The sequence below is a fragment of the Chthoniobacter flavus Ellin428 genome (assembly GCF_000173075.1).
In the GTDB taxonomy this organism is placed as follows: Bacteria; Verrucomicrobiota; Verrucomicrobiia; order Chthoniobacterales; family Chthoniobacteraceae; genus Chthoniobacter; species Chthoniobacter flavus.
On record NZ_ABVL01000017.1, the window covers coordinates 73,529 to 98,870 of the forward strand.

The 25,342-nt window shown below is 61.2% G+C and carries 17 protein-coding genes; 6 read left to right on the forward strand and 11 right to left on the reverse strand.

The annotated features are described in order from the left end of the window. The first annotated feature begins 13 nt into the window (after positions 1-13). A complete protein-coding gene (locus CFE428DRAFT_RS23085) occupies positions 14-1,513 on the forward strand; it encodes a sulfatase family protein (RefSeq protein WP_006982075.1) in 1,500 nt (499 codons plus the stop codon). Between the two features lie 10 nt (positions 1,514-1,523). Here CFE428DRAFT_RS23085 and CFE428DRAFT_RS23090 read toward each other — a convergent pair whose 3' ends face one another. The 5 genes from CFE428DRAFT_RS23090 to CFE428DRAFT_RS23105 all read right to left on the reverse strand — a co-directional run bounded on the left by CFE428DRAFT_RS23090 (position 1,524) and on the right by CFE428DRAFT_RS23105 (position 9,099). Beyond that, positions 1,524-2,249 (reverse strand): SMP-30/gluconolactonase/LRE family protein, encoded by a 726-nt coding sequence (locus tag CFE428DRAFT_RS23090; protein WP_006982076.1) that lies wholly within the window; start codon positions 2,247-2,249, stop codon positions 1,524-1,526. Between the two features lie 44 nt (positions 2,250-2,293). After that, complete coding sequence (locus CFE428DRAFT_RS36115) at positions 2,294-2,527, reverse strand: hypothetical protein (RefSeq protein ID WP_157447609.1); 234 nt, start codon at positions 2,525-2,527, stop codon at positions 2,294-2,296. Positions 2,528-2,597: 70 nt separating this feature from the next. Continuing rightward, positions 2,598-4,049: a DUF1501 domain-containing protein gene (locus CFE428DRAFT_RS23095; protein WP_006982078.1), complete on the reverse strand. Its 1,452-nt coding sequence runs from the start codon at positions 4,047-4,049 to the stop codon at positions 2,598-2,600. Positions 4,050-4,053: 4 nt separating this feature from the next. Further along, complete coding sequence (locus CFE428DRAFT_RS23100) at positions 4,054-7,548, reverse strand: DUF1553 domain-containing protein (protein ID WP_006982079.1); 3,495 nt, start codon at positions 7,546-7,548, stop codon at positions 4,054-4,056. A 600-nt stretch (positions 7,549-8,148) separates the two neighbouring features. Further along, positions 8,149-9,099 (reverse strand): ThuA domain-containing protein, encoded by a 951-nt coding sequence (locus CFE428DRAFT_RS23105; protein WP_006982080.1) that lies wholly within the window; start codon positions 9,097-9,099, stop codon positions 8,149-8,151. 169 nt (positions 9,100-9,268) lie between these two features. Between CFE428DRAFT_RS23105 and CFE428DRAFT_RS23110 the strand changes: the two genes are divergently transcribed. From CFE428DRAFT_RS23110 to CFE428DRAFT_RS23120, 3 genes are all read left to right on the forward strand, one after another. Beyond that, positions 9,269-10,120 (forward strand): sugar phosphate isomerase/epimerase family protein, encoded by an 852-nt coding sequence (locus tag CFE428DRAFT_RS23110; protein WP_006982081.1) that lies wholly within the window; start codon positions 9,269-9,271, stop codon positions 10,118-10,120. A 15-nt stretch (positions 10,121-10,135) separates the two neighbouring features. After that, a complete protein-coding gene (locus CFE428DRAFT_RS23115) occupies positions 10,136-10,657 on the forward strand; it encodes a hypothetical protein (RefSeq protein ID WP_006982082.1) in 522 nt (173 codons plus the stop codon). A 109-nt stretch (positions 10,658-10,766) separates the two neighbouring features. Continuing rightward, positions 10,767-11,501 (forward strand): 3-keto-disaccharide hydrolase, encoded by a 735-nt coding sequence (locus tag CFE428DRAFT_RS23120; RefSeq protein ID WP_006982083.1) that lies wholly within the window; start codon positions 10,767-10,769, stop codon positions 11,499-11,501. 78 nt (positions 11,502-11,579) lie between these two features. Here the strand turns inward: CFE428DRAFT_RS23120 and CFE428DRAFT_RS23125 are convergent, their stop codons facing one another. From CFE428DRAFT_RS23125 to rnhC, 4 genes are all read right to left on the reverse strand, one after another. Beyond that, the gene (locus tag CFE428DRAFT_RS23125; protein ID WP_006982084.1) at positions 11,580-13,022 is read right to left on the reverse strand and encodes a type IV pilus twitching motility protein PilT; all 1,443 of its coding nucleotides are present in this window, start codon (positions 13,020-13,022) and stop codon (positions 11,580-11,582) included. An 85-nt stretch (positions 13,023-13,107) separates the two neighbouring features. Further along, positions 13,108-18,624 carry an excinuclease ABC subunit UvrA gene (gene uvrA, locus CFE428DRAFT_RS23130; protein WP_006982085.1) on the reverse strand — a complete coding sequence of 1,839 codons (5,517 nt, stop codon included), beginning with the start codon at positions 18,622-18,624 and terminating at the stop codon, positions 13,108-13,110. Positions 18,625-19,105: 481 nt separating this feature from the next. Beyond that, a complete protein-coding gene (locus CFE428DRAFT_RS23135; RefSeq protein WP_006982086.1) occupies positions 19,106-19,429 on the reverse strand; it encodes an HU family DNA-binding protein in 324 nt (107 codons plus the stop codon). 104 nt (positions 19,430-19,533) lie between these two features. Continuing rightward, a complete protein-coding gene (rnhC, locus tag CFE428DRAFT_RS23140) occupies positions 19,534-20,493 on the reverse strand; it encodes a ribonuclease HIII (RefSeq protein ID WP_006982087.1) in 960 nt (319 codons plus the stop codon). 25 nt (positions 20,494-20,518) lie between these two features. On the opposite strand from rnhC, the gene mutY reads away from it, so the two are divergent. Continuing rightward, positions 20,519-21,523: an A/G-specific adenine glycosylase gene (gene mutY / locus CFE428DRAFT_RS23145; RefSeq protein ID WP_157447610.1), complete on the forward strand. Its 1,005-nt coding sequence runs from the start codon at positions 20,519-20,521 to the stop codon at positions 21,521-21,523. 406 nt (positions 21,524-21,929) lie between these two features. Here mutY and CFE428DRAFT_RS23150 read toward each other — a convergent pair whose 3' ends face one another. Beyond that, positions 21,930-22,466, reverse strand: a complete 537-nt coding sequence (locus tag CFE428DRAFT_RS23150; RefSeq protein ID WP_006982089.1) for an Imm21 family immunity protein — start codon at positions 22,464-22,466, stop codon at positions 21,930-21,932. Between the two features lie 32 nt (positions 22,467-22,498). Next, positions 22,499-23,431, reverse strand: a complete 933-nt coding sequence (locus CFE428DRAFT_RS23155; protein ID WP_006982090.1) for a sugar phosphate isomerase/epimerase family protein — start codon at positions 23,429-23,431, stop codon at positions 22,499-22,501. A gap of 283 nt (positions 23,432-23,714) precedes the next feature. On the opposite strand from CFE428DRAFT_RS23155, the gene CFE428DRAFT_RS23160 reads away from it, so the two are divergent. After that, a complete protein-coding gene (locus tag CFE428DRAFT_RS23160) occupies positions 23,715-25,205 on the forward strand; it encodes a sulfatase family protein (protein WP_006982091.1) in 1,491 nt (496 codons plus the stop codon). Positions 25,206-25,342 lie beyond the last annotated feature (137 nt).

Here is a 25,342-nt window from a genome sequence, read left to right on the forward strand (position 1 = left end):
TCCCCCTCACCCCATGAAACCCCTGCGCTTCCTCTTCTCCACCCTCTGCCTGCTGGCCGGCGCTGCCCTGGCCGCGGACAAGCCTAACTTCATCATCATCAATATCGATGACATGGGCTACGCGGACATCGCGCCGTTTGGCTCGAAGCTCAATCGCACCCCCAATCTCGATCGCATGGCGCAGGAAGGCCGCAAGCTCACCTGCTTTTACGGGGCGCCCGTCTGCTCGCCTTCACGTTCGGCGCTCATGACTGGTTGCTACCCGAAGCGCGTGTTGCCCATTCCCAGCGTGCTCTTTCCCGGCGCTGCCGTCGGCCTGAATCCCGCCGAGCACACGGTCGCGGAGTTGCTGAAGAAGTCCGGCTACGCCACCGGCTGCATCGGCAAATGGCATCTCGGCGATCAACCGGAATTTCTCCCGCCGCGCCGCGGCTTCGACTACTACCTCGGCCTGCCCTATTCGAATGACATGGGGCCAGGCGAAGACGGCTCGAAGAGCAGCCTCGGCGATCCAATTCCCAAACCGAAAGCCACTCCGAATCCTTCCGCACCCATTCCCGAAACCGGCATCACGGGGAATCAACCTCCGCTGCCGATGCTCGAAAACGAGAAGGTCATCGCCCGGGTGCGCCAGGATGAGCAGCAAGGTCTCGTGGACCGCTACACCAAGGCGGCGGTGAAATTCATCACGGAGCACAAGGACAAACCCTTCTTCCTCTACCTCCCACACAATGCGGTGCATTTCCCGATCTATCCCGGCAAGGAATGGGCCGGCAAATCGCCGAACGGCTACTACAGCGATTGGGTCGAACAAGTGGACTGGAGTGTCGGCCAGGTGCTCAACACCCTCCGCGAGCTCAAGCTCCAGGATCACACCTTCGTCCTCTTCACCTCCGATAACGGCGGCACCCCACGGGCGGTCAATGCTCCGCTGCGCGGCTTCAAGACGACGACATGGGAAGGCGGTATGCGTGAGCCGACGATCGCCTGGTGGCCGGGTAAAATTCCCGGCGGCACTTCGTCCGACGAAATCACCGGCATGTTCGACATACTGCCGACCCTCGTGAATCTAGCCGGTGGCGAGGTCCCGACCGATCACAAGATCGATGGCGGCAATATCTGGCCGGTGCTCGCCGGTGAAGCCGGTGCGAAATCGCCGCACGAGGTGTTCTATTACTTCAACGGGCTGCGGCTCGAAGGCGTGCGCACCGGTCCGTGGAAGCTGCGTTTCGGTTCCGCCGGTTTGGCCGAAGGCAAAGGCCCGGTGAAGAAACCCGCCGCTCCCATTCCGGATCAACTCTACAATCTCCAAACCGACATCGGCGAAACGACCAACGTGGCCGACGCGCATCCCGACGTGGTGGCCCATCTGCGCGAGCTGGCTGACGCGATGAAAGACGATCTCGGCCGCGATGGCAAAGGCCCTGGCGTGCGTCCGCTCGGCCGGGTCGAAAATCCCCAGCCGATCATCAGCCGCGACGGCACAATCCGCGCCCCCTTCGCTCCGAAGTAAGGCGGCTATCTCATTTGTTCACCATGCCGACGCCGTGGGTCAGCGTCTTCACGCGGCAAATGAACATGTTTGCGCAGATGTAGAGCGTCGAGCCGTCGTCGCCCCACGCGCAATTGCCCGTCTGCTGATTGGTGACAATTGTGCCGAGGTGCTTGCCCGTCGGTGAAATGACGAGCACCCCGCCCGCGGCGGCGCACCACAGATCGCCCTGCGCATCGACTTTCATGCCATCGGGCAGGCCCACACGCTTGTCGCTGACCAGCGGGCCCGCGTCGAAGAAAAGGCGCTTGTTGGCCACGGTGCCGTCCGGCTGCACGTCGTAGACCCACACCTTCGCGGATTGCGGATCGCTCACGCCGACGTAGAGGAGTTTTTCATCGGGCGAAAACGCGAGGCCATTCGGGAAAGTGAGGTCCTTGATGATCGCCGTGGTCTCGCCGGAAGGCTTCACGAGGAAGACGCCGTTGAACTTCAGCTGCTTGAGCGGCGAATCATTGAGCCCCTCCAACCCATAAGGCGGGTCGGTGAAATACAGATTCCCGTTCTTCGAATAGATGACGTCGTTCGGACTGTTGAAATGCTTGCCCTCGTAGCCATGGGTCAGCGGCACCTGCTTGCCATCCGGCTCGAGCCGGGCGACCCGCTGTGTGCCTTGCTGGCAGAGGATCAGGTTGCCCTTGGCATCGAGCGTGAGGCCATTCGAACCGGGCTCCTTGAACGCCGGAGTCGATTCCATGCCACCCGCTCGGCTGGGAGGAAAAACCTTTGGCGGCTTCTTTCTCACCCGGCTGCCCAGCGGTACAGCTTGTTCTTCCGGCACATCGGAAAAAATACAGCGAGCCGTCCTTCCACACCCGGTCCTTCCGACCAGTGAAACCCCTTCGGCGAGTTTTTCGATCCTGGTCCCTGGGGCAACGAGCTGGTCGAAAGCCGGGTCGAACCGTTCGATTTCAGGTCGGAATCCTGCGCCAGCACGAGGACCGGCGCGAACAGCAAGGGGAGGAAGCGTTTCATCGCCGCCATGAATGGCCCTTCCGCCAAGGAATGTCAAACCGAAGACAACGCTGATGTTCGCCTCCGGCTCCTACGTCAAAATCCCATTCACAATCTGCCCCTCATTCGTCGGACCAATGAGCCGGTTGTTCAGCCCCTGATAGCGGAAGGCAAACTTGTAGGGATCGAGGCCGAAGAGATGCAGAATCGTGGCCTGCAAATCGCGCACGGTCACCTTGTCCTCCGTGACGAAATAGCCGAGCTCATCGGTCGCACCAAAGTTCAGGCCCTTCTTGATTCCCCCACCCGCCATCCACAGCGTGAACGCGTGCGGATGGTGATCGCGGCCGAGGAACGTCGAACCACCGCGCGCTTCATTCATCGGCGTGCGGCCAAATTCACCGCCCCAAACGACCAGCGTCGAATCCAGCAACCCACGTTGCTTGAGATCCTCCACCAGCGCGGCGCTGGCCTGATCGACATTCCCGCACTTCTTCGGCAGACCGTTGAGCAGATCGTTGTCCTTGCCCGTGCCGTGCATATCCCAGCCCCAATCGAAGAGATGGACGTAGCGCACTCCCTTCTCCACCAGCCGCCGCGCGAGCAGGCAGTTGTTGGCAAAGGACGCCTCGCCCGGTTTCGCGCCATACATCTCGATCGTCTCCGGCTTTTCCTTCGAGATATCCATCACTCCCGGCACCGACATCTGCATGCGGTAGGCGAGTTCGTATTGCGCGATACGCGTGACCGTTTCCGCGTCACCAAATTGCTTCGCTTCCGCTTCGTTCAAGGTCTTGAGCGCATCGAGCGATTCCCGGCGCGACTCCCGTGTCATCCCCGCCGGATTGTTCGCATATAGAATCGGCTCGCCCGCCGCGCGGCACTGCACCCCTTGGTAAACGCTCGGCAAAAAGCCCGAGCCCCACGTCGCCTTGCCGCCCGTCGGATCCGTCCCACCGCTGAGCAAGACGACAAACCCCGGCAGGTCCTGATTTTCCGAACCCAGCCCGTAGGTCGCCCAGGCTCCGATGCTCGCCGAACCGGCCAGCATATTGCCGGTGTGCAAATACAACTCCGCCGGCGCGTGGTTGAACTGCGTCGTGTTCATCGAGCGAACCACGGCGACATCGTCGACGATCTTTTGAAAATGCGGCAGATGCTCGCTCACCCACGTTCCGCTCTGGCCGTATTGGGCGAACTTCGCCAGCGTTCCGAGCAGCTTCGGCGTGCCCTTGATGAAGGCAAAAGTCTGCCCCTTCAAAAACTCCGCGGGGCACTCCTGCATGTGGTGCTTCACCAACTCCGGCTTCCAATCGAAGAGATCATGCTGCGGCGGCGCACCGCTCATCGAGAGATAGATGACGGACTTGATTTTCGCGGGGAGCGGCGGCGCTTTGGGCGCGAGTGGATTCACCGCCTGGGTGGTCGCGAGGCCTTTTGCTAACAGGCCTTCCAGCGCCATGGCGCCCAGGCCGAGTTTGCCGCCGCGAGAGAGAAATTCGCGCCGGGTGACCGCGCGAGCGTGTTCGAGTCGGAGATTCATGGCATCAATTCTTGGTGAGGAAGGAGTCGAGATTGAGCATTACATTAGCCACCACGGTGTAAGCCGCCGCTTCGGAGGCTTCGCAATTTTCCGGCAGCGCACCGATCGGCTCGGTGGCCAGCTTCAAGGCGCCGTCCTTATCGGTCTGGTAAATGGACAGTTCCTTTTCATAAAGGTCGACCAGGGTCATCACCTGCGTATCCGTGGGCGGACGGTCGAGGCAAAGACGGAGCGCAAAACGCACCCGGGCTTCCGGATCATTCCCGCCTTCGTGCATCATCCGTCGACCGAGCGCCTGCGCGCATTCGACGAAGACGGGATCGTTCATCGTCACGAAGGCTTGCAGCGGCGTATTCGTTGGGATGCGGCGCAACGTGCAACTCTCACGGCTGGGCGCATCAAAGGTCGTCATGTCCGGCGGCGGCATGGAGCGGCGCCAGAAAGTGTAGAGCCCGCGCCGATAGCGGTCCTCCCCTTTCGATGTCGGGTAGGCATTCTGGCCGCCGTTGAAAGCCACTTTCCACAAGCCATCCGGCTGCGGCGGATACACGCTCGGGCCAAACATCTTGTGGCTGAGCAGGCCGCTCACGGCCAGCGCCTGATCGCGCACGGTCTCCGCCTCGAGTCGCCGTCGCGGCGCGTAGGAGAGCAAGCGATTGCGCGGGTCTTTCTCCAACGTGTCCGGATTGACTTTGGACGCCTGCCGGTAGGTCGCGCTCATCACCATGAGCTTCAGCAGGCCCTTCATATCCCAGGCGAGCCCGGGGTGCGCGGGATCATCCGACTTCGGCGACATGAACGTCACCGCCAGCCAATCGAGCAACGCGGGATGCGTGGGCAGCGCGCCCTGCGAGCCGAAGTCTTCCTGCGTTTCGACAATGCCGAGGCCGAAGAGCTGCGCCCAAAAGCGATTCACCGCGACGCGCGCGGTCAGCGGATTCTCCGGGCTCATCAGCCAGCGCGCGGCGGTGAGCCGGTCCATCTTTGCATCCTTCGGGACAAACGAAGCAAACTGCGAGAGCAGCCCCGGCTCGACCTTGTCCATGGGGACGAGGTAGTTGCCCTTGTTGAGGATGTGCGTCTCGCGCTGCTTGTCCGAAGGGAGTTCGCGCATGATCGGCAGCAGCAGCGGCTTCACCGCCGCGAGTTCCGCGCGCTTCGCCTCGAGTTGCTTGCCCAGACCGGCGTACGTCTTCGACAGCGGGCGGAAATAATTCATCACCTCGGCCTGCTGTGCCGCGCTCCGCGATTCCGCGGCCACGGCAAGGATTTCCTTGATGTGCCCCGGTAATTCCCGCACCGGCTGCGCCTGCGTGGTCGCGAGCAGGCGGAAATGCCCGAGCGTGTGCTTCTGCCCGTAGTTCTGGTCGAGCGTGAACTGCAAAACCGCCTCCTTCGCCTTGAGCGGCTTCTCCGTTTGGAAGACCGCCGCATGCGCGTGTCCCGATTGCGGCGCAAAGGCCCAGCCGCTCTTCTCGTCACCGTCGATCGCCTTCGAAACCGGCCAGCCTTCCTGATTGAAATCTGCCGTGGCGTCGCGCAGGGCGATCGTCTGGCCATCGGCCGGCTTGAGCGCGATACTCGGACTCGGTGCCGGCACGACCACCTGCTCCCACACCGGCTTGCGCGCCTCGTCGAGCACGCTCACGTGGAAATTCGCGAGCCGCGCGCCGAGATTGCTGTCGGTGCGATTCCAGATGGCAATGCGCTCGATATCTACGCTGCTCCCGAGGTCCACCTCCCACCACGGGTCCTTTTCCTGGTTGGTATGCGAGACGGACTGCGCCTTGAAAAAGTCGCCCTCGGTATTGCCATCGATCGCCCGCTTGGAGTCACCGCCGTAGGCCGTGCTCGATTGCTTCGCCGTGCCCTTGAGCGCCACGTTCTCGCCGTTGCTGAAGACCTGCACCTCGGCCAGGGCGAGGAGCTTTTTCACGCCCGGCAACGAGACGCGCACGAAGCGGCCGCGCGGCAGCTTCGAATCCGCCGGCAACATTGCGACGTGAAAATTGGTCAGGGCTGCATTGCCGTTGTCCGCCCGACCGGGACCATGCGCGGGCAGCGAATCGTCCGGCAATGCCTCGAGGCGAAACGCGGTGATGCCGGGCAGATCCGTGCGCACCTTGATCGTATAGGTGTCCTTCTCCGGCATCTCCCCGCGGGCGAGCAGCGAGCCATCCGGCAGCGTGTCAAAAGTCGTCTGGCTCGCCGCCTTGATCTCCGCCGCTTGGAGCGGTTGCCAGGCGATCGGCTTCGCCGCTTCCTTTTCCCACGCGACTTCCTCGCCTTCCAGTTCCGGCGAAGTCGTCTCTTTCAATTCCGCTTCGATCTTCGCGATGTCGTCCTTCAGCTTCGTCGTCTTCGCCGTTTCCTCCGCCGTCGGCAGCGGCATCTTCGGCTCCTCGTCGTTGCGGTCGGCGTCTTCGCTCTGATTAAAGACGCCGAAGAAACTGTAGTAGTCCGTTTGCGAGATCGGATCGAACTTGTGCGAGTGGCACTGCGCACAGCCCACGGTCAGCCCCATCCACACTTCACCCGTTGTGGCGATGCGATCTTTCACCGCGGCGACGCGAAATTCCTCATCGATGGTGCCGCCTTCGAAATTTGTCATCGTGTTGCGATGAAACGCCGTGGCCACGAGTTGCTCGGTGGTCGGATTCGGCAGCAAATCGCCGGCCAGTTGTTCGATGGTGAATTGATCGTAGGGCAGGTTGCGGTTGAAGGCATTGATCATCCAGTCGCGATAGGGCCAGATATTCAGCCGCACGAAATCCGAGCCATAGCCGCTGGAATCCGCATAGCGGGCGAGATCGAGCCAGAGCTTCGCCCAACGCTCTCCATAAGCCGGTGAGGCCAGCAACCGGTCGACCACTTTCTCGTAAGCATCTTGGCTCCGGTCGTTGACGAAGGCTTCGGTTTCTTCCGGGGTCGGCGGCAATCCGGTGAGATCGAGCGCGACGCGGCGGATGAGCGAATAGCGATCCGCCTCGGGCGATTGCTTCAGCCCCACGGTGGCCAGCTTGGCGGCGATGAAATGGTCGATCGCATTGTCGGCCCGCGCCCCGGCTGGCAAGGGCGGCACGTCGGCCCGGGTCGGCTTGACGAAAGACCAGTGCGGCTTGTACTCCGCGCCTTCCGCGATCCAGCGGCGAAACAGGTCCACCTCCTGCGCCGTCAGGGCGTGCTGCTCCTTCGGCGGCGGCATGATGTCATCGGGATCCTTGGACAGGATGCGGTTCATCAACTCGCTCTTCGCCGGGTCGCCCGGGACGATCGTCACTCCGCTTTCGTGTTCCTTGACCGCGTCCTCCCGCTTGTCGAGCCGCAGCTTGGCCTTGCGCGATTTTTCATCCGGCCCATGGCAGTGGTAGCACTTGCTGGAAATCAGCGGGCGGATGTCGTAGTTGAAATCCACTTTGTCCGCGGCCAGCGCGACGCCAGCCGGCCACGGGCTCAGAATTGAGAGTAGAGCGAGGAGGGAGCGGCGGAGGGCGAACATGTGAAGAGCTATGCTGCCGGGACAGAGGAAACTGCGCAATTTACGGGTCGGCGTAAGAAGAACAGCGAAGGGATACGTTCCTGCGTGTTCTCCCATATTTCCGTCATTGGAAAACGCACAGGAACGCATCCCGTCGCATCGGCGGCCCCGCCTCCAGACGCTGGTAAGGAGCAAAACGCTATCGATGGTGACTCCGGTGGGCAGCTGAGCTTTATACAAAAGTTGCAATATCCGACCGCTGTTGCCCCGCGAGGCCGCTCTCTCCCCGTGGTCATTCTGAGCGGAGTGCCCCGGGGCCAGGCGGCGGCGGGGCACGCAGTCGAAAGCCGAGCTTGCGAGACGCCTACGGGACGGCGGGGCAAACCCGGTCGAACAACCAGCGAGACGCCTATGGGACTGCCTGGCAAACGCGCCCGAACAACCAGCGAATATCGCACGTAAGCGACGGGGTTTGCCCCGCAGTCCCATAGGCGTCTCGCAGACTCGGCTTTCGACTGCGCGCTCCCCGCTGGCCCACGAGCGCTCCGCTCAGGATGACACCGGGGATGGCATAAAGATCCGGTGGGCAGTTCTGCTACGGACTGGCCACTGGCTTACCGACTACTTTGCCGGCGCCGGCGCCGCCGGGGCCTTCGGCTTCGGCTCCTGATACGCCGGATTCGTCAGCGCGCCGGGCGTCACCTTGTCGATGTTCGGCGTGATATCCGCCTGCACATCGCCCAGCGCCCAGCTAATGCCGCCGGTAAGCACGTCCTGGAAAATGGGATTCGTCCACACATCTTCGCGATGCCCCATGGAAGTATAGAACACGCGGCCTTTGCCGTGCGGACGCGCCCACGTGGCGGGATACGCCGGACGCTGATACATCGGCCCTTCCATCGATTCCGTTTCCTGGACGAGCAGCACGTGCAGGTCCTTGCGGAAATCCTTCAGCGAATACCACTCCTCCTGGAAGGCAAAGCCATCGGCATGACTGGCCAACCCCGGGAACTTCGGGTCGGCGCAGCGCATCTTCGCCACCTGTTGCTTGCCGTGAATGATGAACTCCCCGCCGAGCATCTTGATGTACGGATCGGCTTCGTCACCGTGATTCTGGTAACGATCCGGCCCCTTTTGCGCTTCGTCGTTCGTATGGAAAGTATCGCTCGCGCTATGCGAGCCGATGAAGCCCTTGCCGCTCGCCACGTAATCGAGGAAGGCCTGCTTGCCCTCGGGGGACATCGGCGGATTCTTGTCCGTGCCCGGCGCGCACAAATTGCCGGTGGTGTAGAAAAAGAGCGCGTCGAATTGCGCGAGGTACTGCGGATTGAACAGCGAGCCGTCCTTCGAAAACGTGAACTCCCAGTTGTTCTTCGCACCGAGTTCCTGCAATTGCTTCTCCGCAAAGCTCGGCTGCCCATTCTTATAGCTGATCGTGGAATGCTCGAAGCCGCTCGACTTCGAGAAGAAGAGGATCTTGCGCTTCGGCCCAGCGGCGAGGACGGGACGGGAAAGGAGAAAACTGCCGAGCGTGGTGGCGGTGGTGGTGCGGAGGAAGGAACGGCGATTCATGTGGGGTGGAAGATTGGAACGTGGAAGGGTACGTTGCCGCCAAGGGCGGCAGGTTGTCCAGCGAACTCCGCGGCTTGACTCGCCCTCCCCCACTCCGCCATATGGGCGCCCGCTCTTTGCGGACAAAACTTCGTCTTCCCCGAACAAATACACCCAATCCTCAACCACTATGCCTCGCTTCGGACTCAATACCTTCCTCTACGCCAGCCCTTTCACCAACGACAGCGTAAAGCTCTTCCCCAAGCTCAAGAAGTGGGGTTTTGAAACGGTCGAAATTCCCGTCGAGGCGCTCGAGCATATCGATCCCGCGGTGGTCAAGGCCGCGGCGGACAAGGCCGGTCTGAAGATCGGCAGCATCTGCGCGTGCATGGGCCCGGGCCGCGATCTCCGCGGCAGCGTGGCGGAACAAAAGACCGCTTCGGAATACGTGAAGGGTCTCATCGATCAGGCGGTCGTTCTCGGCTGCCCGTCGATCATTGGACCGATCTACTCGGTCGTGGGTCTCATCGGGCCGCATGACGACCAGGAGAAGAAACAGCAGTTCGACCTCGTGGTGAAGAACCTCAAGCCGCTCGCCAAGTATGCCGAGAAGAAAGGCGTGAAGCTTTGCATCGAGCCGCTCAACCGTTTCGAGACCGATTTCCTCAACACCTGCGACCAGGGTCTCAAGCTCATCAAGGCCGTGGGCAGCAAGGCGGTGACGCTGCACCTCGATACCTTCCATATGAACATCGAGGAGAAGAATCAGGCGGCCGCCATCATCAAGGCCGGCAAGCACCTCGGCCACTTCCACGCCTGCGGCAGCGACCGCGGCACGCCCGGCGGCGATCACATCGACTGGAAGCCGATCGTCGCGGCGCTGAAGAAGATCAATTACCAGGGCGACGTCGTCATCGAATCCTTCACCACCGACGTGAAGGTCATCGCCCGCGCCGCTGCCATCTGGCGCAAGATGGAGCCCAAGCGCGACGACATCGCCGTGAAGGGCCTCGCGAACTTGAAGAAGTTCTTCAAGAAGTAATCTAATCTGCACGCCATGTCCGCGGCCCGCCTTCTCTTCTTCCTCACGACGATGATGTTGGCGGGCCTCGGGACATGGGCGGTGGCGGCGGATGCTGACGCCGCGCGCGAAGTGGTCCACAGGGAGACCCTCGGTGGTTTGCGGCTGGATCAACCGGTGAGCGAGGTCATCAAGCTCCTCGGCAAACCCGAGAAGGAAACCAAGCTCACCCTCCAGGCAGCGGATGGGAATTACGTGCAAACGTGGAAGTATCCTTCGAAGGGAATCGAGCTGGGGATCTCGGCGGGCGGCAAACCGGGTGGGAGGAAAACCGTCGCTTCGATCACGGCCGGGGCTCCTTGTAAGCTGGCCACCGGACGCGGCATCAAGATTGGCAGTCTCGCGGCCGCGGCGAAGAAGACTTACGCGGCCTGGATTGATCCTGAAAGCTCCATCTCCCCGGACACTTTCGTCGTCGCTTCCATTTATGACGGCATCATTTTTCAAGCGGAACACGGCAAGGTCACCCGTATCTTTTTCGGTGCCGCTGCCGAATAACCCTCTCTTCCCGCGAACGACCAACTCTGAATTCGCCACCCCCACATCGATTTCCGCTAAGGCCGACCGCTCCCATCGATTCCCCAAAACACACCCATCATATTATCGCATGAAACTCCTCCCTCTCGTCGCACTCACGCTCTTCGCCGCGGCCCAACTGCACGCCGGCGAAAAGAACATCTTCAACGGCAAAGACCTCACCGGCTGGAAAGGTGTGGACGGTTTCTGGAGCGTGCAGGACGGCTGCATCACCGGCGCCACGAAGACCGATCACATGATCGCCGAGAATTCCTTCCTCGTGTGGCAGGATGGCGAAGTCGGCGACTTCGAGCTCACCTGCAAATTCAAGCTCGTAGACCAAAACGGCGAACTGAAAGGCTTCGGCAACTCGGGCATTCAGTACCGCAGCAAGATCGTGAAGCCGGAATACTTCGTCGTGGCCGGTTACCAGGCTGACATGGATCTGGGAAATACCTACACCGGCATGCTCTACGAGGAAAAGGGTCGTGGCATCCTCTGCAAGCCGGGCGAAAAGGTGACGCTCAGCGCGGCGGAAAAAGATCCGGCCAATCCGAAAGCCAAGGACTTCAAGATCGAAGTCACCGGCACGACCGCCACGCCTGCCGAGATCAAGGGCTTCATCAAGGCCGGCGATTGGAATGAATACAAGATCATCGCCAAGGGCAATCACCTCCAGCACTTCATCAACGGTCACCAGACCGCCGACATCATCGACAACGACGCGAAGCACGCCGCCAAGACCGGCGTCCTCGCCCTGCAATTGCACAAAGGCCCGACGGGCATGACCGTGCAGTTCAAGGATATGGTGCTGAAGACGGAATAACTCCGCGCTCGCTTCAAGCTTCGACTCTCGCAACGCCCCGGCCCCACGCCGGGGCGTTTTGCTTTTCGGGTGACGACCTTACGACGCCCCGGGCGTCGGCTTGAGCGAAAGCTTCGGCAGTGGCGGTGGCTCCGGCTTGACGGCTCCGGCCATTCCAGCCGCTTTGGCGGCGACGGCAGCGGCGTGCGCGGAATGTGAGGCGGGCGAAGCAGCTCCAACCGCCGGCGCCGCCTCCTCGTGATCCATGAGCTTGAAGCCCGACGGACCGGAATCCGCAGTGCCCATGTCCTTTTTCGCGACGTCGATCGCTTTGCGCATGTTCGACTTGTTCACGCTGTAGAGAATCGCCGTTTCCTCGGTAATCGTCCCACCCCTGTAATGCCGGAGCAGGCATTGCTCGAAGCTGTTCCAGCCCGCCTGGGCAGCCGACTCGATGATCTCGTGGAAATTGCGAATGTCGTTTTCGCCGAGCAGAATCGCTTCGCGCGTGCGCAGGTTCGAGCCCATGATTTCGTTGACCATGAGCCGCCCGCCGCCCACCTTCGGCACGAGTCGCTGGCTAATGACATAGCGCAAGGTATCGGCGAGACGCTGGCGGATCTGCGGCTCTTCCTCGCTGCCGAACATGCCGATCACGCGATTGACCGACTGCGCGGCGCTGATGGTGTGCAGCGTGGAGAAAACGATGTGGCCCGTCTCGGCCGCGGTGAGCGCAATTTCCATCGTCTCGCGGTCACGAATTTCACCGACGAGAATCACCTTCGGCGCCTGGCGCAACGCGGCGCGCAGGCCGACCTCGAAGCCGGAAAAGTCCTTGCCCAGTTCACGCTGGCTGAAAGTCGCCTTGAGGTGTGGGTGCAGGAATTCAATCGGATCCTCCAGCGTCACGATGTGGAATTCGGACTGCTGGTTGATCTCATTGAGCATCGCCGCGAGGGTCGTGGTCTTGCCGCTGCCCGTGGCCCCGGTGACGAAGACGATGCCGGTCTTTTCCTTGATGATCTCCTTGAAAATCGGCTGCAGGTTCAGCCCGTCACACGTTGGGATCTTCGTGCTGAGTTTCCGCATGACGATGGCGTGAAAACCATTCTGCCGGAAGATATTCACGCGGAAGCGAGCGAGTTCCGGCACCGCGTAGCTGGTATCGCACGAGCCGTGATTTTTCAGATCCGCCGTGAGGCGCTCATTCTCATTGATGATCCGCAGGGCGATCGCCTCGACGTGCTCCGGACGAAGCGTCGGCATGAGGCCTTCGATCTCGACCCCGGTCAGCTTGCCAAAAATTTCCACCTGTGGCGGACGACCCACGACGAAGAGCAGATCGGATACACCATCGCCCGCGCTGACCATCTTGGAGATGATATCGTCGAGCGAAAAGGATTGGACCGGTGCCCCCGGGCGGGCGGCTCCGCCGATATTGGCGATGTTGGGGCGGACCTGGACCTGGGTGCCGGGCGTCGATGCGCTGTTGATCGGAGGCCGGTTGCCGGGAGTTAAATTCGTAGCGGAAGGAGTTTGCATGCCGTTTCGCGTTCCAAACAGAAACAGTTTACGTGCCAACAGCCTCTTTTGGCTGTCGTAAAAACACGATTGTTACAACTTCTCGCTACCGAAGGACTTCACTCAGGAAGGGCGCGGTCCGGCTGCGCTTGTTCCGGGCCACTTCTTCCGGCGTCCCGGCGGCGACCACTTCCCCGCCCTTGGCCCCGGCTTCGGGGCCGATATCGACGATGTAATCGGCATCGGCGATGAGGCTGAGGTTGTGTTCGATGACGATGACGGTGTTGCCATCGTCCACGAGTCGGTGGAGCACCTTGAGGAGTTCCGCGACGTCCGCCATGTGCAGGCCGATCGTCGGTTCTTCCAATAGGTAAAGCGTGGACTTCGTCTCGCGGTTTTGCCGGAGGCGGGCGGTCTGGGCGCGACCGAGGCCGCGGGTCAATTCGCTGACCAGCTTGAGGCGTTGCGCTTCACCGCCGCTCAAAGTCGGGCTGGGCTGGCCGAGCTTGAGATAGCCGAGGCCGGTGTCGCAGAGCAGCGCGAGCGGACGGTGAATCTTCGGCTGCGCGGCGAAAAATTCCGCCGCTTGCTCGAGCGTCATCTCCATCACGTTGCCGATGCTGCGCTCATTGTAGAGCACCTCGAGCGTGGCGGAATTGTATCGCTTGCCGTGGCAATCGGTACACGGCACGTAACTCGTCGGCAGGAAATTCATCTCCACCTTGATCACGCCCTGCCCCTGGCAGGTCTCGCAACGCCCACCTTCGGCATTGAACGAAAACCGGCTCGCGGTGTAGCCGCGCATGCGGGACAGCGGCATCTGCGCATAGAGCGCGCGGATTTCGTCGAAGACCTTGATATAGGTCGCCGGGGTGGAGCGTGAGGTTTTGCCGATGGGTGATTGATCGACCTCGTAAGCCGTTTCCAAATGCTCGACGCCGCTGATGCCGCGGCAGCCGGGCACTTCCATCTTGCGGGTCCGCTTGAGATTCGCGGTCACGGCCGGCTTCAAGACACCGCGCATGAGCGTGCTCTTGCCCGAGCCGGAAATGCCGGTGACGACACTCAGGCGCCCGATCGGGAATTTCACGTCCACGTCCTTGAGGTTGTGCAACGTCGCGCCCTGCACTTCGAGCCAGCGTTTTACGTCCTTGAGACTGCGGCGCTCGCCGCGCGTGGGATGTTTGAGCGGCTCGCGCAAGTATTTGCCGGTCGCCGATTCCTTCACCTGCTGAATCTGCGCGATCGTCCCCTGCGCGACCACGGTGCCACCACGCGAGCCGGCGCCGGGGCCGAGGTCAACGATGGAATCGGCGCGCTTCATGGTGTCTTCGTCGTGCTCCACGACGATGAGCGAGTTGCCCTTGCGCTTGAGGGCCTCAAGGGTGTCGAGGAGTTTCTCGTTGTCGCGGGCGTGCAAGCCGATGGTGGGTTCGTCGAGCACATAGAGCACGCCGCGGAGGTTGGAGCCGAGCTGTGCCGCGAGGCGGATGCGCTGGCTTTCACCGCCGCTCAAGGTCTTCGCCGAGCGGCTGAGCGCGAGATAATCGAGGCCGACCTGGCCCATGAATTTCAACCGCTGCTCGATCTCAGGCACGATATCCTGCGCGATCGGTTTTTTCGCGTTGTCGAACTTCAGTTTGCTGAGCAATTCCAGCGCGCCGCTCACGGAGAGTCCGGTGAACTCATCGATGGTGCGCGACTGCAGGCGGACGTTCCGCGCAATCTCATTGAGCCGGGCACCGTTGCAACTCGGGCACGGCTTCGCTTCGCCTTCTTCCAACCATTCGTGCTGACGCTCCTGCGCCATTTCGATCTCGATGGCGGACTCCAGCTTCGGATCGACATAGGCCTTCCACACTTCGCCAAATCCGTGACACTCCTCGCACCAGCCGTGGGGCGAGTTGAAGGAAAACAGACGCGGGTCGAGCTCTTCGAAGGACTGTCCACAACTGGGGCAGCTCATCTCCGTGCTCAGCACCGTGGCGCGCTTGCGGGCATCGAGCAGCTTCGCCGTTCCCTTGCCGATTTTCAGCGCGTGCTTCACCATCTCGCGGATCTCCTCCGGGGAATCCGGCTCGCCGATCAGCACGTCGATGGTATGCTCGCGGAAACGGTCGAGCTTCTCAAAGCCCTCGACGGCGACGAATTTGCCATCGACGAAGAGTTCGCTGAAGCCCTGCTTCTCCGCCCATTTCGCGACGTCGGTGTGAAAACCTTTCCGGGCTTTAATGAGCGGCGCGAGGACGCGGACGCGATTGCCCCGGGCCAGCGACTCGGCATGCTTGGCCACGGCTGCGTTCGTCTGCTTTTCCACGGCCACATTGCACTTCGGGCAGTACTGCGTGCCGAGCTTGGCAAACATGAGCCGCAGGAAATGGTAGACCTCGGTCACGGTCGCGACCGTCGATTTGCCACCGCCACGGGTGATGCGCTGCTCGATGGCCACGCTCGGCGGCAGGCCGGTGATCAAGTCCACATCGGGCTTTTCGAGCTGCTCGACGAATTGCCGCGCGTACGGCGACATGGAATCGAGGAAACGGCGCTGCCCTTCGGCGAAGAGAATATCGAAGGCGAGGGTCGACTTGCCGGAGCCGCTCAGGCCGGTGATCACGACCATCTTGTCCCGCGGAATTTCCAGCGAGATGTTCTTCAAATTGTGCTCCCGTGCGCCATGCACGGCGATCGCCTGTGAAGTGCGCACCGCATAACCCGGCGCCGGCTCTTCCGCTACGCGGGCGCTGGCCTCTTCTCCGCCGAGGCCATGCTTGCCATTCCGCGAAATGCCGGATTCCAAGGCCTCACGCAGGAAGCGACCGGTGTGGGATTCCTCGATTTGGGCGACCTCCTCAGGTGTGCCGGTCGCGACGACCAGGCCGCCGCCATCACCGGCTTCCGGTCCGAGATCGATCACCCAATCGGCGCACTTGATGACTTCGAGATTGTGTTCGATGACGAGCAACGAATTTCCCCGCTCCACCAGACGATCGAAAACCCGAACGAGCAGCGCCACGTCATCGAAATGCAGACCGGTGGTCGGTTCGTCGAAAATGAGCAGCGCTTTTTCTTCGCGCTGATTCACCAGCCGCTCGACCAGCTTGAGCCGTTGCGATTCACCACCGCTGAGCACGTTCAACGGTTGGCCGAGCGTAAGATAACCGAGGCCCACCTCCTCCAGCGTGGCCAACGGCGCGGCCACACGGTCTTCGCCAAGGTCGCGGAAGAACTTGATCGCCTCCGTCACGGTCAACGAGAGCACATCGTGAATGCTTTTTCCGCAGACGTGAATATCGAGAATGTGCGGTTGGTAACGCTTGCCGTCGCATTCCGCGCAGCGAATGAAAACGTCGCTGAGGAATTGCATCTCGATCTTTTCGTAACCCATGCCGCCGCAACGTTCGCAGCGGCCGGCCCCGGAGTTGAACGAGAACGCGCCGGCGGTGAGGCCTTGCGCCACAGATTCCGGCGTGGAGGCGAAGAGCTCGCGGACACCGTCGAAGACACCGAGATAGAGCGCAGGGCTGGAACGCGGCGTGCGGGAGAGCGGCGACTGATCGACCATCACCACTTCTTCCACCTTATGCGCGCCGAGCAGCTTCTTCAGCGCACCCGGTGCTTCCTCGCTGATCTTGCCACTCGCCGCCTGCAAGTTGGCGTAGAGGACATCGTGGACCAAGGTGCTCTTCCCGGAGCCGGAGACGCCCGTCACGCAGGTGAAGACATCCAACGGGAACTCCACGTCGACATTACGCAGGTTGTGCTGACTCGCACCTTTCACCGAGATGAAATTGCGAGCCTTGCGCCGCTGTTTCGGCACGGGGATCGATTTGCGGCCGATCAAGTAGTCCGCCGTGAGCGAGCCCTTGCCGCGCTTCTCCAGCGCGCCGAGGGAGCCATTGAAAACGAGTTCACCGCCCGCGGCGCCGCGGCCCGGGCCGAGTTCGATGAGATTGTCGGCCGACCGGATCACGGCCTCGTCGTGCTCCACGACGAGCAGCGTGTTCCCCTTGTCCCGGAGCTGTTGCATCACGCGGATGAGCCGGCTGGTGTCGCGCGAATGCAGGCCGATGCTCGGTTCATCGAGGACGAAGAGCGTATTGACCAGCGAGGCGCCGAGACACGTCGTGAGATTGACGCGCTCGACCTCACCGCCGCTGAGCGTACGTGTGGGACGATCGAGCGAAAGATAGGCGAGCCCGACCTCGATGAGGAAGCCAAGGCGCGAGGCGACTTCACCGATCAGCATCAGCGTCGAGGCATTGTTGTCCGTCCGCTTTTTCTGTTCCTGGATGTGCGCGCTCAGGTCACTGATCGAAGCCCGCATCAACTCCGGCAGCGTCTTGCCTCCGAGACGGAAATTCAACGTCGCGGGCTGATAGCGGCCGCCGTGGCAATCCGGGCAGAGCGTGTAGCTGCGATAGCGGCTGAGCAGCACGCGGACATGCATCTTGTAGCTCTTCGTCTCGAGCCAGGCGAAGAAGCCCTTCACACCATACCACTGCCCGCTCTCGTACAATTCCTCCACTGTCCCGCCGCCGGAGCGTTCGCCGTAGAGCACCCAATCCTGCTCGGCCTTCGACAGTTCGGCAAAGGGACAGAGCGTGTCGATATCCTTGGCTCGTGCGCAACGCAGCAGGTCGCGCTGGCACTCCTTGCCGTTCTCCGTCTGGAACGGCTTCACCACTCCACCGGCGATACTGATGTTCCGATCGGGAATCGCCCGCAGAAAATCGATGGCGATCGTGCGCCCGAACCCGCGGCAGGAGGGACACGCCCCGTGCGGATGATTGAAGCTGAACAGTCCCGGAGAGGGCGGCGTGATATCGAGATCACAATGCGCACAATGCCAGCTGGTCGAAAACGGCAGGTGCGTCTTCTTCGCCGCTCCATAGACAGCCACCTTCCCCTTGCCATAGCGAAGCGCGATTTCAATCGCCTCGGTGAGCCGCGAGCGTCCCTCGGCGTTCACCGTCACGCGATCCTGAATGACCGGCACGACCGCCGGCAGTCGCGTGATCTTCCCGGGCTCATCGACCCGCACCGTCTGGTCATTCAGCAACACGCGCAGGTAACCCTGCTGCTTGAGAAAATCGAAAAAGTCCGCCGGCTTCGTCCCGGACGGCACCGGCACCCCGAAAGTCACGATCACGGTGTCCTCCGCCAGCGCCTGGAAGATCTCGTCGACGATCGATTTCGGCGTCTCGGGCCGGATCTCTCGCGAGCAATCCGGGCAAAACGCCTGCGCCAGGCGCGGGAAGAGGAGCTTCAGGTAGTCGTTGATCTCCGTCATCGTCCCCACGGTGGATCGCGTGGTCTTCACCGGGTTCGACTGCTCGATGGCGATGGCCGGCGGGATGCCGCGGATCTCATCGACCTGCGGCTTGTCCATGCGATCGAGGAACTGCCGGGTGTAAGGCGAGAAGGTCTCCACGTAGCGCCGCTGGCCTTCCGCGTAGATGGTGTCGAAGGCGAGCGACGACTTGCCGCTGCCGCTCGGGCCGGAGACGACGTTCAGCTTGCCCAGCGGAACATCGAGATCGAATCCCTTCAGGTTGTTCTGCCGTGCACCACGGATTTCAATCACGCCAAGATCAGGAACAACAGTCAGCTTCGGTTTCTTCATCGACAAAGGGCGTGAATGCTCGCCCTGCAGCGGCACGATTGCAACCAACACAACGCACTTTCGTAAGAAATTCTTGCGCAATCCCGGTCAAACCTTCGCCAAAAGATGGAGAGCGGGAATTTCTACAACGGCGTTTGCTTCGTCGCAATGACACCGCACGGGTGTGCGGTGTGAAAAATCACCTCGATATACCATGACCTACCTGTTCTGCCTTTTCGGTTTCAGCCTCGGCCTTTTCTGCGCCGCCAGCGTGATCTACCAGATTTCGAAGTCGCACTGATTCCTACGGGACACGCGATCTGGCAGCGCCTTTGAACGGACGTCGGGCACACCGATGCCTGTGGAAACCGCCCTGCCTTGCAACGCTCCTCGAAAGGGTCGAACGATCAAGGGACGCCGAAAGCGCTCCCTCATCAGGAGTGAAAGAGGACCGAGATCCGCCCGATCTCCAGCGACGTGATCGCCGCGGTCGCCGGCCAAACTATTTGGCCGGAGTCTCGCGCTTCAAGACAGCGGAGAGCTTCGCCACTTTCTGGCGCATGATCTTGCCGGACTTGAATTTCACCGTGGCCCGCGCCGGAATGACGAAGCTGCTCCCCGGTTGGTTCGGGTTGCGGCCGACCCGCGGTTTGGTGAGCTTCACTTCGAGGATGCCGAAGTTGCGCAGTTCGACTGTGTCGCCTTGGGCGAGCGCGTCGGTGATATGATCGAGTGTCCGTTGGACAACATCGAAGACCTGGTGCTGAACCAAGCCCGTCTCGTTGCTGATTTTAACGACGAGTTCCCTTTTCGTTAATGTTCCCATAAATATGAGCGGACAATTAGCGCGTCTCATGTTTGCGGGCAAGGACGGTTTGGTGAAAAATGAATGGATATTCAGGTTTTTCCGTTGAATCCCAGCGTTTTGCGTCATTCCCCGTCCGGCGGACGGGGCGGGAAAAGTTCGGGCGCCAGCTCGCTGGCCGTCTTGAAATGCGTCTTGGCCAGCTGGCCGAGCACTTCCTGGCCGCGTTGGGCAATCAGGCCGCGCCCGACCTGCTTCACCAGCGCGGAGGCGCCGCGGGGCAATTCGATCTGGAATTCCCGGCCTTTATTCCGCAGCCAATCGATAAATGCCTCGCGGGCTAGAATAGACGCCGCGGCTACCGCCACGTCGCTCTCCGCTTTCGTCCGCTGGTCGAGCTGAATGGCGCGACCTTTTTCCAGGAGAGCGCGCTTGATCAGCGCGGGATTGGCAAACTGATCCGACAACGCCCGCGGGCAATCGGGCCGGATTTCCAATAGGTTCTCGATGACCCGTGCGTGGCCCCAGGCAAGGAGCCGGTTCAGGTTGCCAAACTTGGCATAGAGCTGGTTGTAACGCTCGGGCCCGATCGCCACCACGCTATGCACCGCTCCTTGGGTCCGCTTGATGATGGCTGCGAGATCGCGGATCCGCTTGTCGCTGCCGATCTTCTTGCTGTCCTGGATACCCGCTTCCATGAGCGTGCGAGTAATCCCACGGTCGGTGTAGCAGCCCGCGATGACCAGCGGTCCAAAGAAGTCGCCCTTGCCACTTTCATCGACGCCGAAATGCGGCGCAAACATCTCCGGGTTGAGCACGTCTTCGTAGCCGAGCCTGGCCTCGCCGAGCACCTCGGGTTCGAGACGGAAAGTGATGAAATCCTGCGTCCCCTTCCCCTGCAACACAACCTTGGGCCCCTTCTCGTAAACGGCGACGTTCAGCTTGTCCTTCGCCGCATAATAGAGCGTGTAGGGCTTGGGCTCGAATTTGTAACCATCGGCCACGAGAATGGCGCGCAGCTTCTCCGCTTGGGCGGCTGTGAGCGGTGAAGTGTAGAGCGTAAGCGGTTTTTCGTTTTCGGGCATCGGGTTGGCGATCAAACTGCGCGCCTTGGCTGCTAAAATCCAAATCGAAAATCCGAAATCGTTGCGGCAGAAGCTGGCCCGCTGGTTTCGCCAGCATGGCCGCGACCTCCCCTGGCGGCGCACCCACGATCCTTACGCCATCATGGTCTCGGAGTTCATGCTGCAGCAGACCCAGGTCGTGACGGTGCGCGATTACTACGCCCGCTGGCTGGAGCGGTTTCCCGATTTCAACGCGCTCGCCGCCGCCAGCGAGGCGGATGTGTTGCACGTGTGGCAGGGACTCGGTTACTACGCGCGTGCGCGGAACCTACATCGCGCCGCCAAGCAAGTCGCCGATCTGCACAGCGGTCAACTACCGAACGACCTCGTCGCCATTTCCGCACTGCCCGGCGTGGGCCGCTACACCGCCGGCGCTGTCGCGACTTTCGCCTTCGATCAAGCCACTCCCATCATCGACGCCAATATCGCCCGCGTCATCGCCCGCTTGCTCGATCTCCAGGAACCCATCGACACCAAGCGCGGCAGCGAAATCCTCTGGCTAACCGCCGAGGAACTTCTGCCCGCGAAGAGCGGCCGCGTGCACAACTCCGCCCTCATGGAACTCGGCGCGCTCCTCTGCACGCCCCGCGCGCCGCAGTGCCCTATCTGTCCCATTCGCGAGCATTGCCGCACCAAAAGCCCCGAATCGCTTCCCCGCAAAAAGCCGCGCCCGAAAACCATCGCCCTCGCCGAAAATTGTGCGTGGATCGTGAACGACGGGAACCTCCTTCTCGAACAACAGACCGGCTCCCGCTGGCGCGGCCTGTGGAAACTGCCGGTCATCGGCGAATCGCACCCGCGCAACAAACTGCTGCTCGCCTTCGATTACCCGTTCACCAATCACCGCGTGACCCTCAGCGTCTACGCTTCGCGTGTCCCCATGGAATCGCGTCCGAACCAGCAATGGGTTCCGCTAACCAGTATCGACAGCATCGCCCTCGCCGCCCCGCATCGACGCGCCATCAAACGCCTCGCCGCCTCGCACAAATAGGCATACATTCTGCGGCGACCATTTTCAATACGGGATGTCGCACGGAAGGCAGCGATAGCGTCGAAACACAAACCCTGTCATCCTGAGCGAAAAGAGGGAGCCTAAGCGACTGACTGAAGTCGAAGGACCTCCAATATCCGCCTTTCTTCACCTGCTTGGTTGCAGGAGGCATACAGTTGCTTTGTAAGCATAGCAGCTCCGCACGAAAACCCGCATATATTGGAGATCCTTCGACTTCGCCCATGCTTCCCCGCTTCGTTCAGGATGACAGCTTTTTTTCGGCGCTGGCGCTAAGTGCCACGCGATAATCTGCATTTAAAACGCTCTAGCAGAGTGCCGTCGGTAAATGTGGCCAGGCACGCAGTCGAAGAGCCGAGCGAAGTGACGCTTCTCATTCCACAGGCTCTCAGGTCGAAAGCGTACAAGTGAGCGACACCGCGGAGCAGTCGGCAGATTCAAACGAGCCGGTCTCGGCCAGATAGGTGCCGGCTTTCACCGGAAAACAATAAACCGTCCCGCCCATGCTCCAATCTCCCTCGGGAACTCCTGGGCAGGATTTGATCGCCATCGTTCGCGTATCTTCACAGGCCCATACGACTATGGCCAGCGGGGCGGTGATCTGAACCGTCGATGCCTCGCCGGCCGGTTTGATCAGCCGAATGCAATCCTGGATGGCAGCATCATCGAGTTCAGCGTTGGCCCAAAACCGCACCAGTTGAAACGACTGCTCATCGGATCGCGTCAAATAAGCGGTGCCGCCTCCCTGGATGTCCCAGACCAGGGCTCGCCCGTCGAGCGACGCTAGGCCGCCGGATCCCAATGCCGAGCACGCCCGCGTGTAGTCTTCCCCATCATCAAAAGCGCCGCTCCAAGCACGCAACGCGTCGGCATCGGCCACCAATAGTGGGCCGCCTTCCGAGCTCACGTATGGCAACGTCGCCATATTTTCCCGATGGTTATTCCCCTCGCGCCGGCTTACGCCAGCGCGTCGCGGCAGTATTTGACGCACTTCGCCAGTTCGGTCATGCGATCGGAGCCGGCCGGGACCTTGTATTCAAATTCGATCGTCGCCTGGATATTCCACTTGTTGTCGCGGATCAGTTTCAGCACGTCGATGATCGGCGTGTCGCCTTCGCCGAAGGGCACGGCGGGGCCGTTGTTGAATTTGCGATCCTTCACGTGCACGTGCGTCACGCGGTCGTGGTATTTCGTAATGAACGGGACCGGCGAGGTGTTGTTGCCGGCGACGAAGTGTCCGAGGTCGACGTTGGCGCCATTGTATTTGGCCACGGCGAAACCCGCTTCCCAGTGCTCGGGCGTGGTCGTGGCGTGACCGTGATAGCCGATCATGAATTCATGCTTGTCGGCAAAGGCGCCGACCCGCTTCAGGTCTTCCACTTTGTGGGAAATTTCCGTGGACATGGCGCGACCGCCCAGCGCCTTGGCGAGCTTGAAGGCGTAGTCGAGTTCGTCGTCCGTCATGCCGAAGACGCCGTCGACCTTCACGATGTCGATCTTCACGCCCGCGTCCTCATACTTGCTGCGGAAGTCCTTCACCTTGTCCAGCGACACGGTCTTGCGCCATTCGCGGGTCTGCTGGGCGATGTCCGCCTTGTTCTTCGCGTGCTCGACGGGCGGCAAGCCAAGGAAGGCTTCCACCGGCTGGGTGCGCAATTCCACCCCGCTCAACCCGAGCTGCAGGCAATTCTTGAGGATGTCGTCCCCGCTCATCAACCCATTGCCGAAGCTATAGGGCACGTTCAAGCCGATCACCACGCCGTTGACCTTCGAGTTGGGTTTGGCATCGGCGGCGGCGAGCCGGCCGGCCGCGGAAAGCAGGGCCGCTCCGGGCAGGAACGAAAGAGCAAATTTGGTAAATTCGCGACGAGTTTGGGGAGGGATATTCAAGGCGTGGAGTATTTGAAGTGGATGATGCAGAAGAAAATTCCGCGTGACTCAAAAAGCATATCACGCAGATTCCGTCCATCGTGAACCCCGAAAAAGAGGCAGGTTGCGGACAAATGCAAACGGCGATTGCCGTGGAAGGCGGGCGGACCTAAGACTGGGCGGAGTAAAAAGTAATCAGTGCTTAGTGCGTAGTGCTTAGTTTCAGTAGCCTGCGGATGACGTTCGATTCCGTCACTACTAAGCACTGAGCACTAAGCACTGTTTACTCGAGATCCCGCCCATCATGAAACGTTTTCTCCCCCTCCCCCTGCTCTTCCTCGCGACGCTCTGCATTGTCGCGTCCGTTGCGCGCGCTGAAACCAAGCGCCCGAACGTGCTTTTCATTCTCTGCGACGACATCCGCTGGAACGCGATGAGTTGCGCGGGGCACCCCGCGCTCAAGACGCCGAACATCGACCGCATCGCCAATGAAGGCGTGCGTTTCGCCAATATGTTCTGCACCACCTCGCTGTGCTCGCCGAGCCGCGCCTCGATCCTCTCGGGCGTCTACGCGCACACCCACGGGGTGACGAATAATTTCACCGAATTCCCCGAGAAACTCGTCCACTGGCCGATGCGCCTGCACGAGAGCGGCTACGAGACCGCTTACATGGGCAAGTGGCACATGGGCGAGGATAACGATGCGCCGCGCCCGGGCTTCGATTTCTTCGCCACGCACAAGGGCCAGGGCAAATATTGGGACACCGCCTGGAACATCAACGGCGCCGGCTCGAAGGTCATTCCCGGCTACTACACAACCATCGTCACCGACATGGCGCTCGATTGGCTGAAGAAGGATCACGGCGGCAAGCCCTGGGCGCTCTGCATCGGCCACAAGGCGCCGCACAGCTTCTACACGCCCGAGGAAAAATACGCGCATGTCTTCGACAACGTCCGCGTGCCGTATCCCGAGAGCGCGTTTCATCTCGAGGACAAGCCGACATGGATGAAGCAGCGCCTCTACACCTGGCACGGCATCTACGGCCCGCTCTTCGAGTGGCGCAAAAAGTTCCCGGATGACCGGCCCGAAGCAGTGAAGGATTTCGAGAACATGGTGCACGGTTACTGGGGCACGATCCTGAGCGTGGATGACAGTGTCGGGCGTCTGCTCAAGTATCTCGAGGACACGAAGCAACTCGACAACACCATCATCGTCTTCATGGGCGACAATGGCCTGCTGGAAGGCGAACACGGCATGGTGGACAAGCGCACGGCGCACGAGCCCTCCATGCGCATTCCGATGCTGGTGCGCTATCCCGGCCTGGCCAAGGGCAAGGTCGAAGAGGGACAGGCGCTGACCCTGGACGTCGCCCCCAGCCTGCTCGAACTCTGCGGCGCGAAGCCGCTGGACAATATCCAAGGCAAATCGTGGGTGAAACTCGTCCGCGAAGGCGACCCGACATGGCGCAAGTCCTGGTTCTACGAATACAACTACGAGAAGCAATTTCCCTACACGCCCAACGTCCGCGCCATCCGCACGGATGAATGGAAGTACGTCCATTATCCGCACGGCGACGGCACGCCCGATCGTTATATTGGCGAGCTCTACAACGAGAAGACCGACCCGAATGAGGACCACAATCTCGTCAAGGACCCGCAACAGGCGGGGCGAATCGAAGAGTTGAAAAAGCTCCTCGTGGAAAAGATGAAGGAAACCGGCCTCACACCCGAGACGGACAAGATGCCGATCGACGAAGGTATCAAGCAAGAGCTGCCGGACGCGAAGATCCGATAATCCGGAGGGACGCGCTCCTGCGCGTTTCACCTTCAAAGGCCAGACTGAATCGGCATTCACTGGAAGCGCGCGCTGGCGATTCTTCTCATCGCGGAGCGATCCTTGCCTGTAGCCGTGGACTTTAGTCCACGGAAACC

What these genes read in the sequence shown, in the direction of transcription:
- CFE428DRAFT_RS23085 (WP_006982075.1), top strand. Translation starts at nt 14, where the DNA reads ATGAAACCCCTGCGCTTCCTCTTCTCCACCCTCTGCCTGCTGGCCGGC.
- CFE428DRAFT_RS23090 (WP_006982076.1), bottom strand. Translation starts at nt 2,249, where the DNA reads ATGGAATCGACTCCGGCGTTCAAGGAGCCCGGTTCGAATGGCCTCACG.
- CFE428DRAFT_RS36115 (WP_157447609.1), bottom strand. Translation starts at nt 2,527, where the DNA reads ATGAAACGCTTCCTCCCCTTGCTGTTCGCGCCGGTCCTCGTGCTGGCG.
- CFE428DRAFT_RS23095 (WP_006982078.1), bottom strand. Translation starts at nt 4,049, where the DNA reads ATGAATCTCCGACTCGAACACGCTCGCGCGGTCACCCGGCGCGAATTT.
- CFE428DRAFT_RS23100 (WP_006982079.1), bottom strand. Translation starts at nt 7,548, where the DNA reads ATGTTCGCCCTCCGCCGCTCCCTCCTCGCTCTACTCTCAATTCTGAGC.
- CFE428DRAFT_RS23105 (WP_006982080.1), bottom strand. Translation starts at nt 9,099, where the DNA reads ATGAATCGCCGTTCCTTCCTCCGCACCACCACCGCCACCACGCTCGGC.
- CFE428DRAFT_RS23110 (WP_006982081.1), top strand. Translation starts at nt 9,269, where the DNA reads ATGCCTCGCTTCGGACTCAATACCTTCCTCTACGCCAGCCCTTTCACC.
- CFE428DRAFT_RS23115 (WP_006982082.1), top strand. Translation starts at nt 10,136, where the DNA reads ATGTCCGCGGCCCGCCTTCTCTTCTTCCTCACGACGATGATGTTGGCG.
- CFE428DRAFT_RS23120 (WP_006982083.1), top strand. Translation starts at nt 10,767, where the DNA reads ATGAAACTCCTCCCTCTCGTCGCACTCACGCTCTTCGCCGCGGCCCAA.
- CFE428DRAFT_RS23125 (WP_006982084.1), bottom strand. Translation starts at nt 13,022, where the DNA reads ATGCAAACTCCTTCCGCTACGAATTTAACTCCCGGCAACCGGCCTCCG.
- uvrA (WP_006982085.1), bottom strand. Translation starts at nt 18,624, where the DNA reads ATGAAGAAACCGAAGCTGACTGTTGTTCCTGATCTTGGCGTGATTGAA.
- CFE428DRAFT_RS23135 (WP_006982086.1), bottom strand. Translation starts at nt 19,429, where the DNA reads ATGGGAACATTAACGAAAAGGGAACTCGTCGTTAAAATCAGCAACGAG.
- rnhC (WP_006982087.1), bottom strand. Translation starts at nt 20,493, where the DNA reads ATGCCCGAAAACGAAAAACCGCTTACGCTCTACACTTCACCGCTCACA.
- CFE428DRAFT_RS23150 (WP_006982089.1), bottom strand. Translation starts at nt 22,466, where the DNA reads ATGGCGACGTTGCCATACGTGAGCTCGGAAGGCGGCCCACTATTGGTG.
- CFE428DRAFT_RS23160 (WP_006982091.1), top strand. Translation starts at nt 23,715, where the DNA reads ATGAAACGTTTTCTCCCCCTCCCCCTGCTCTTCCTCGCGACGCTCTGC.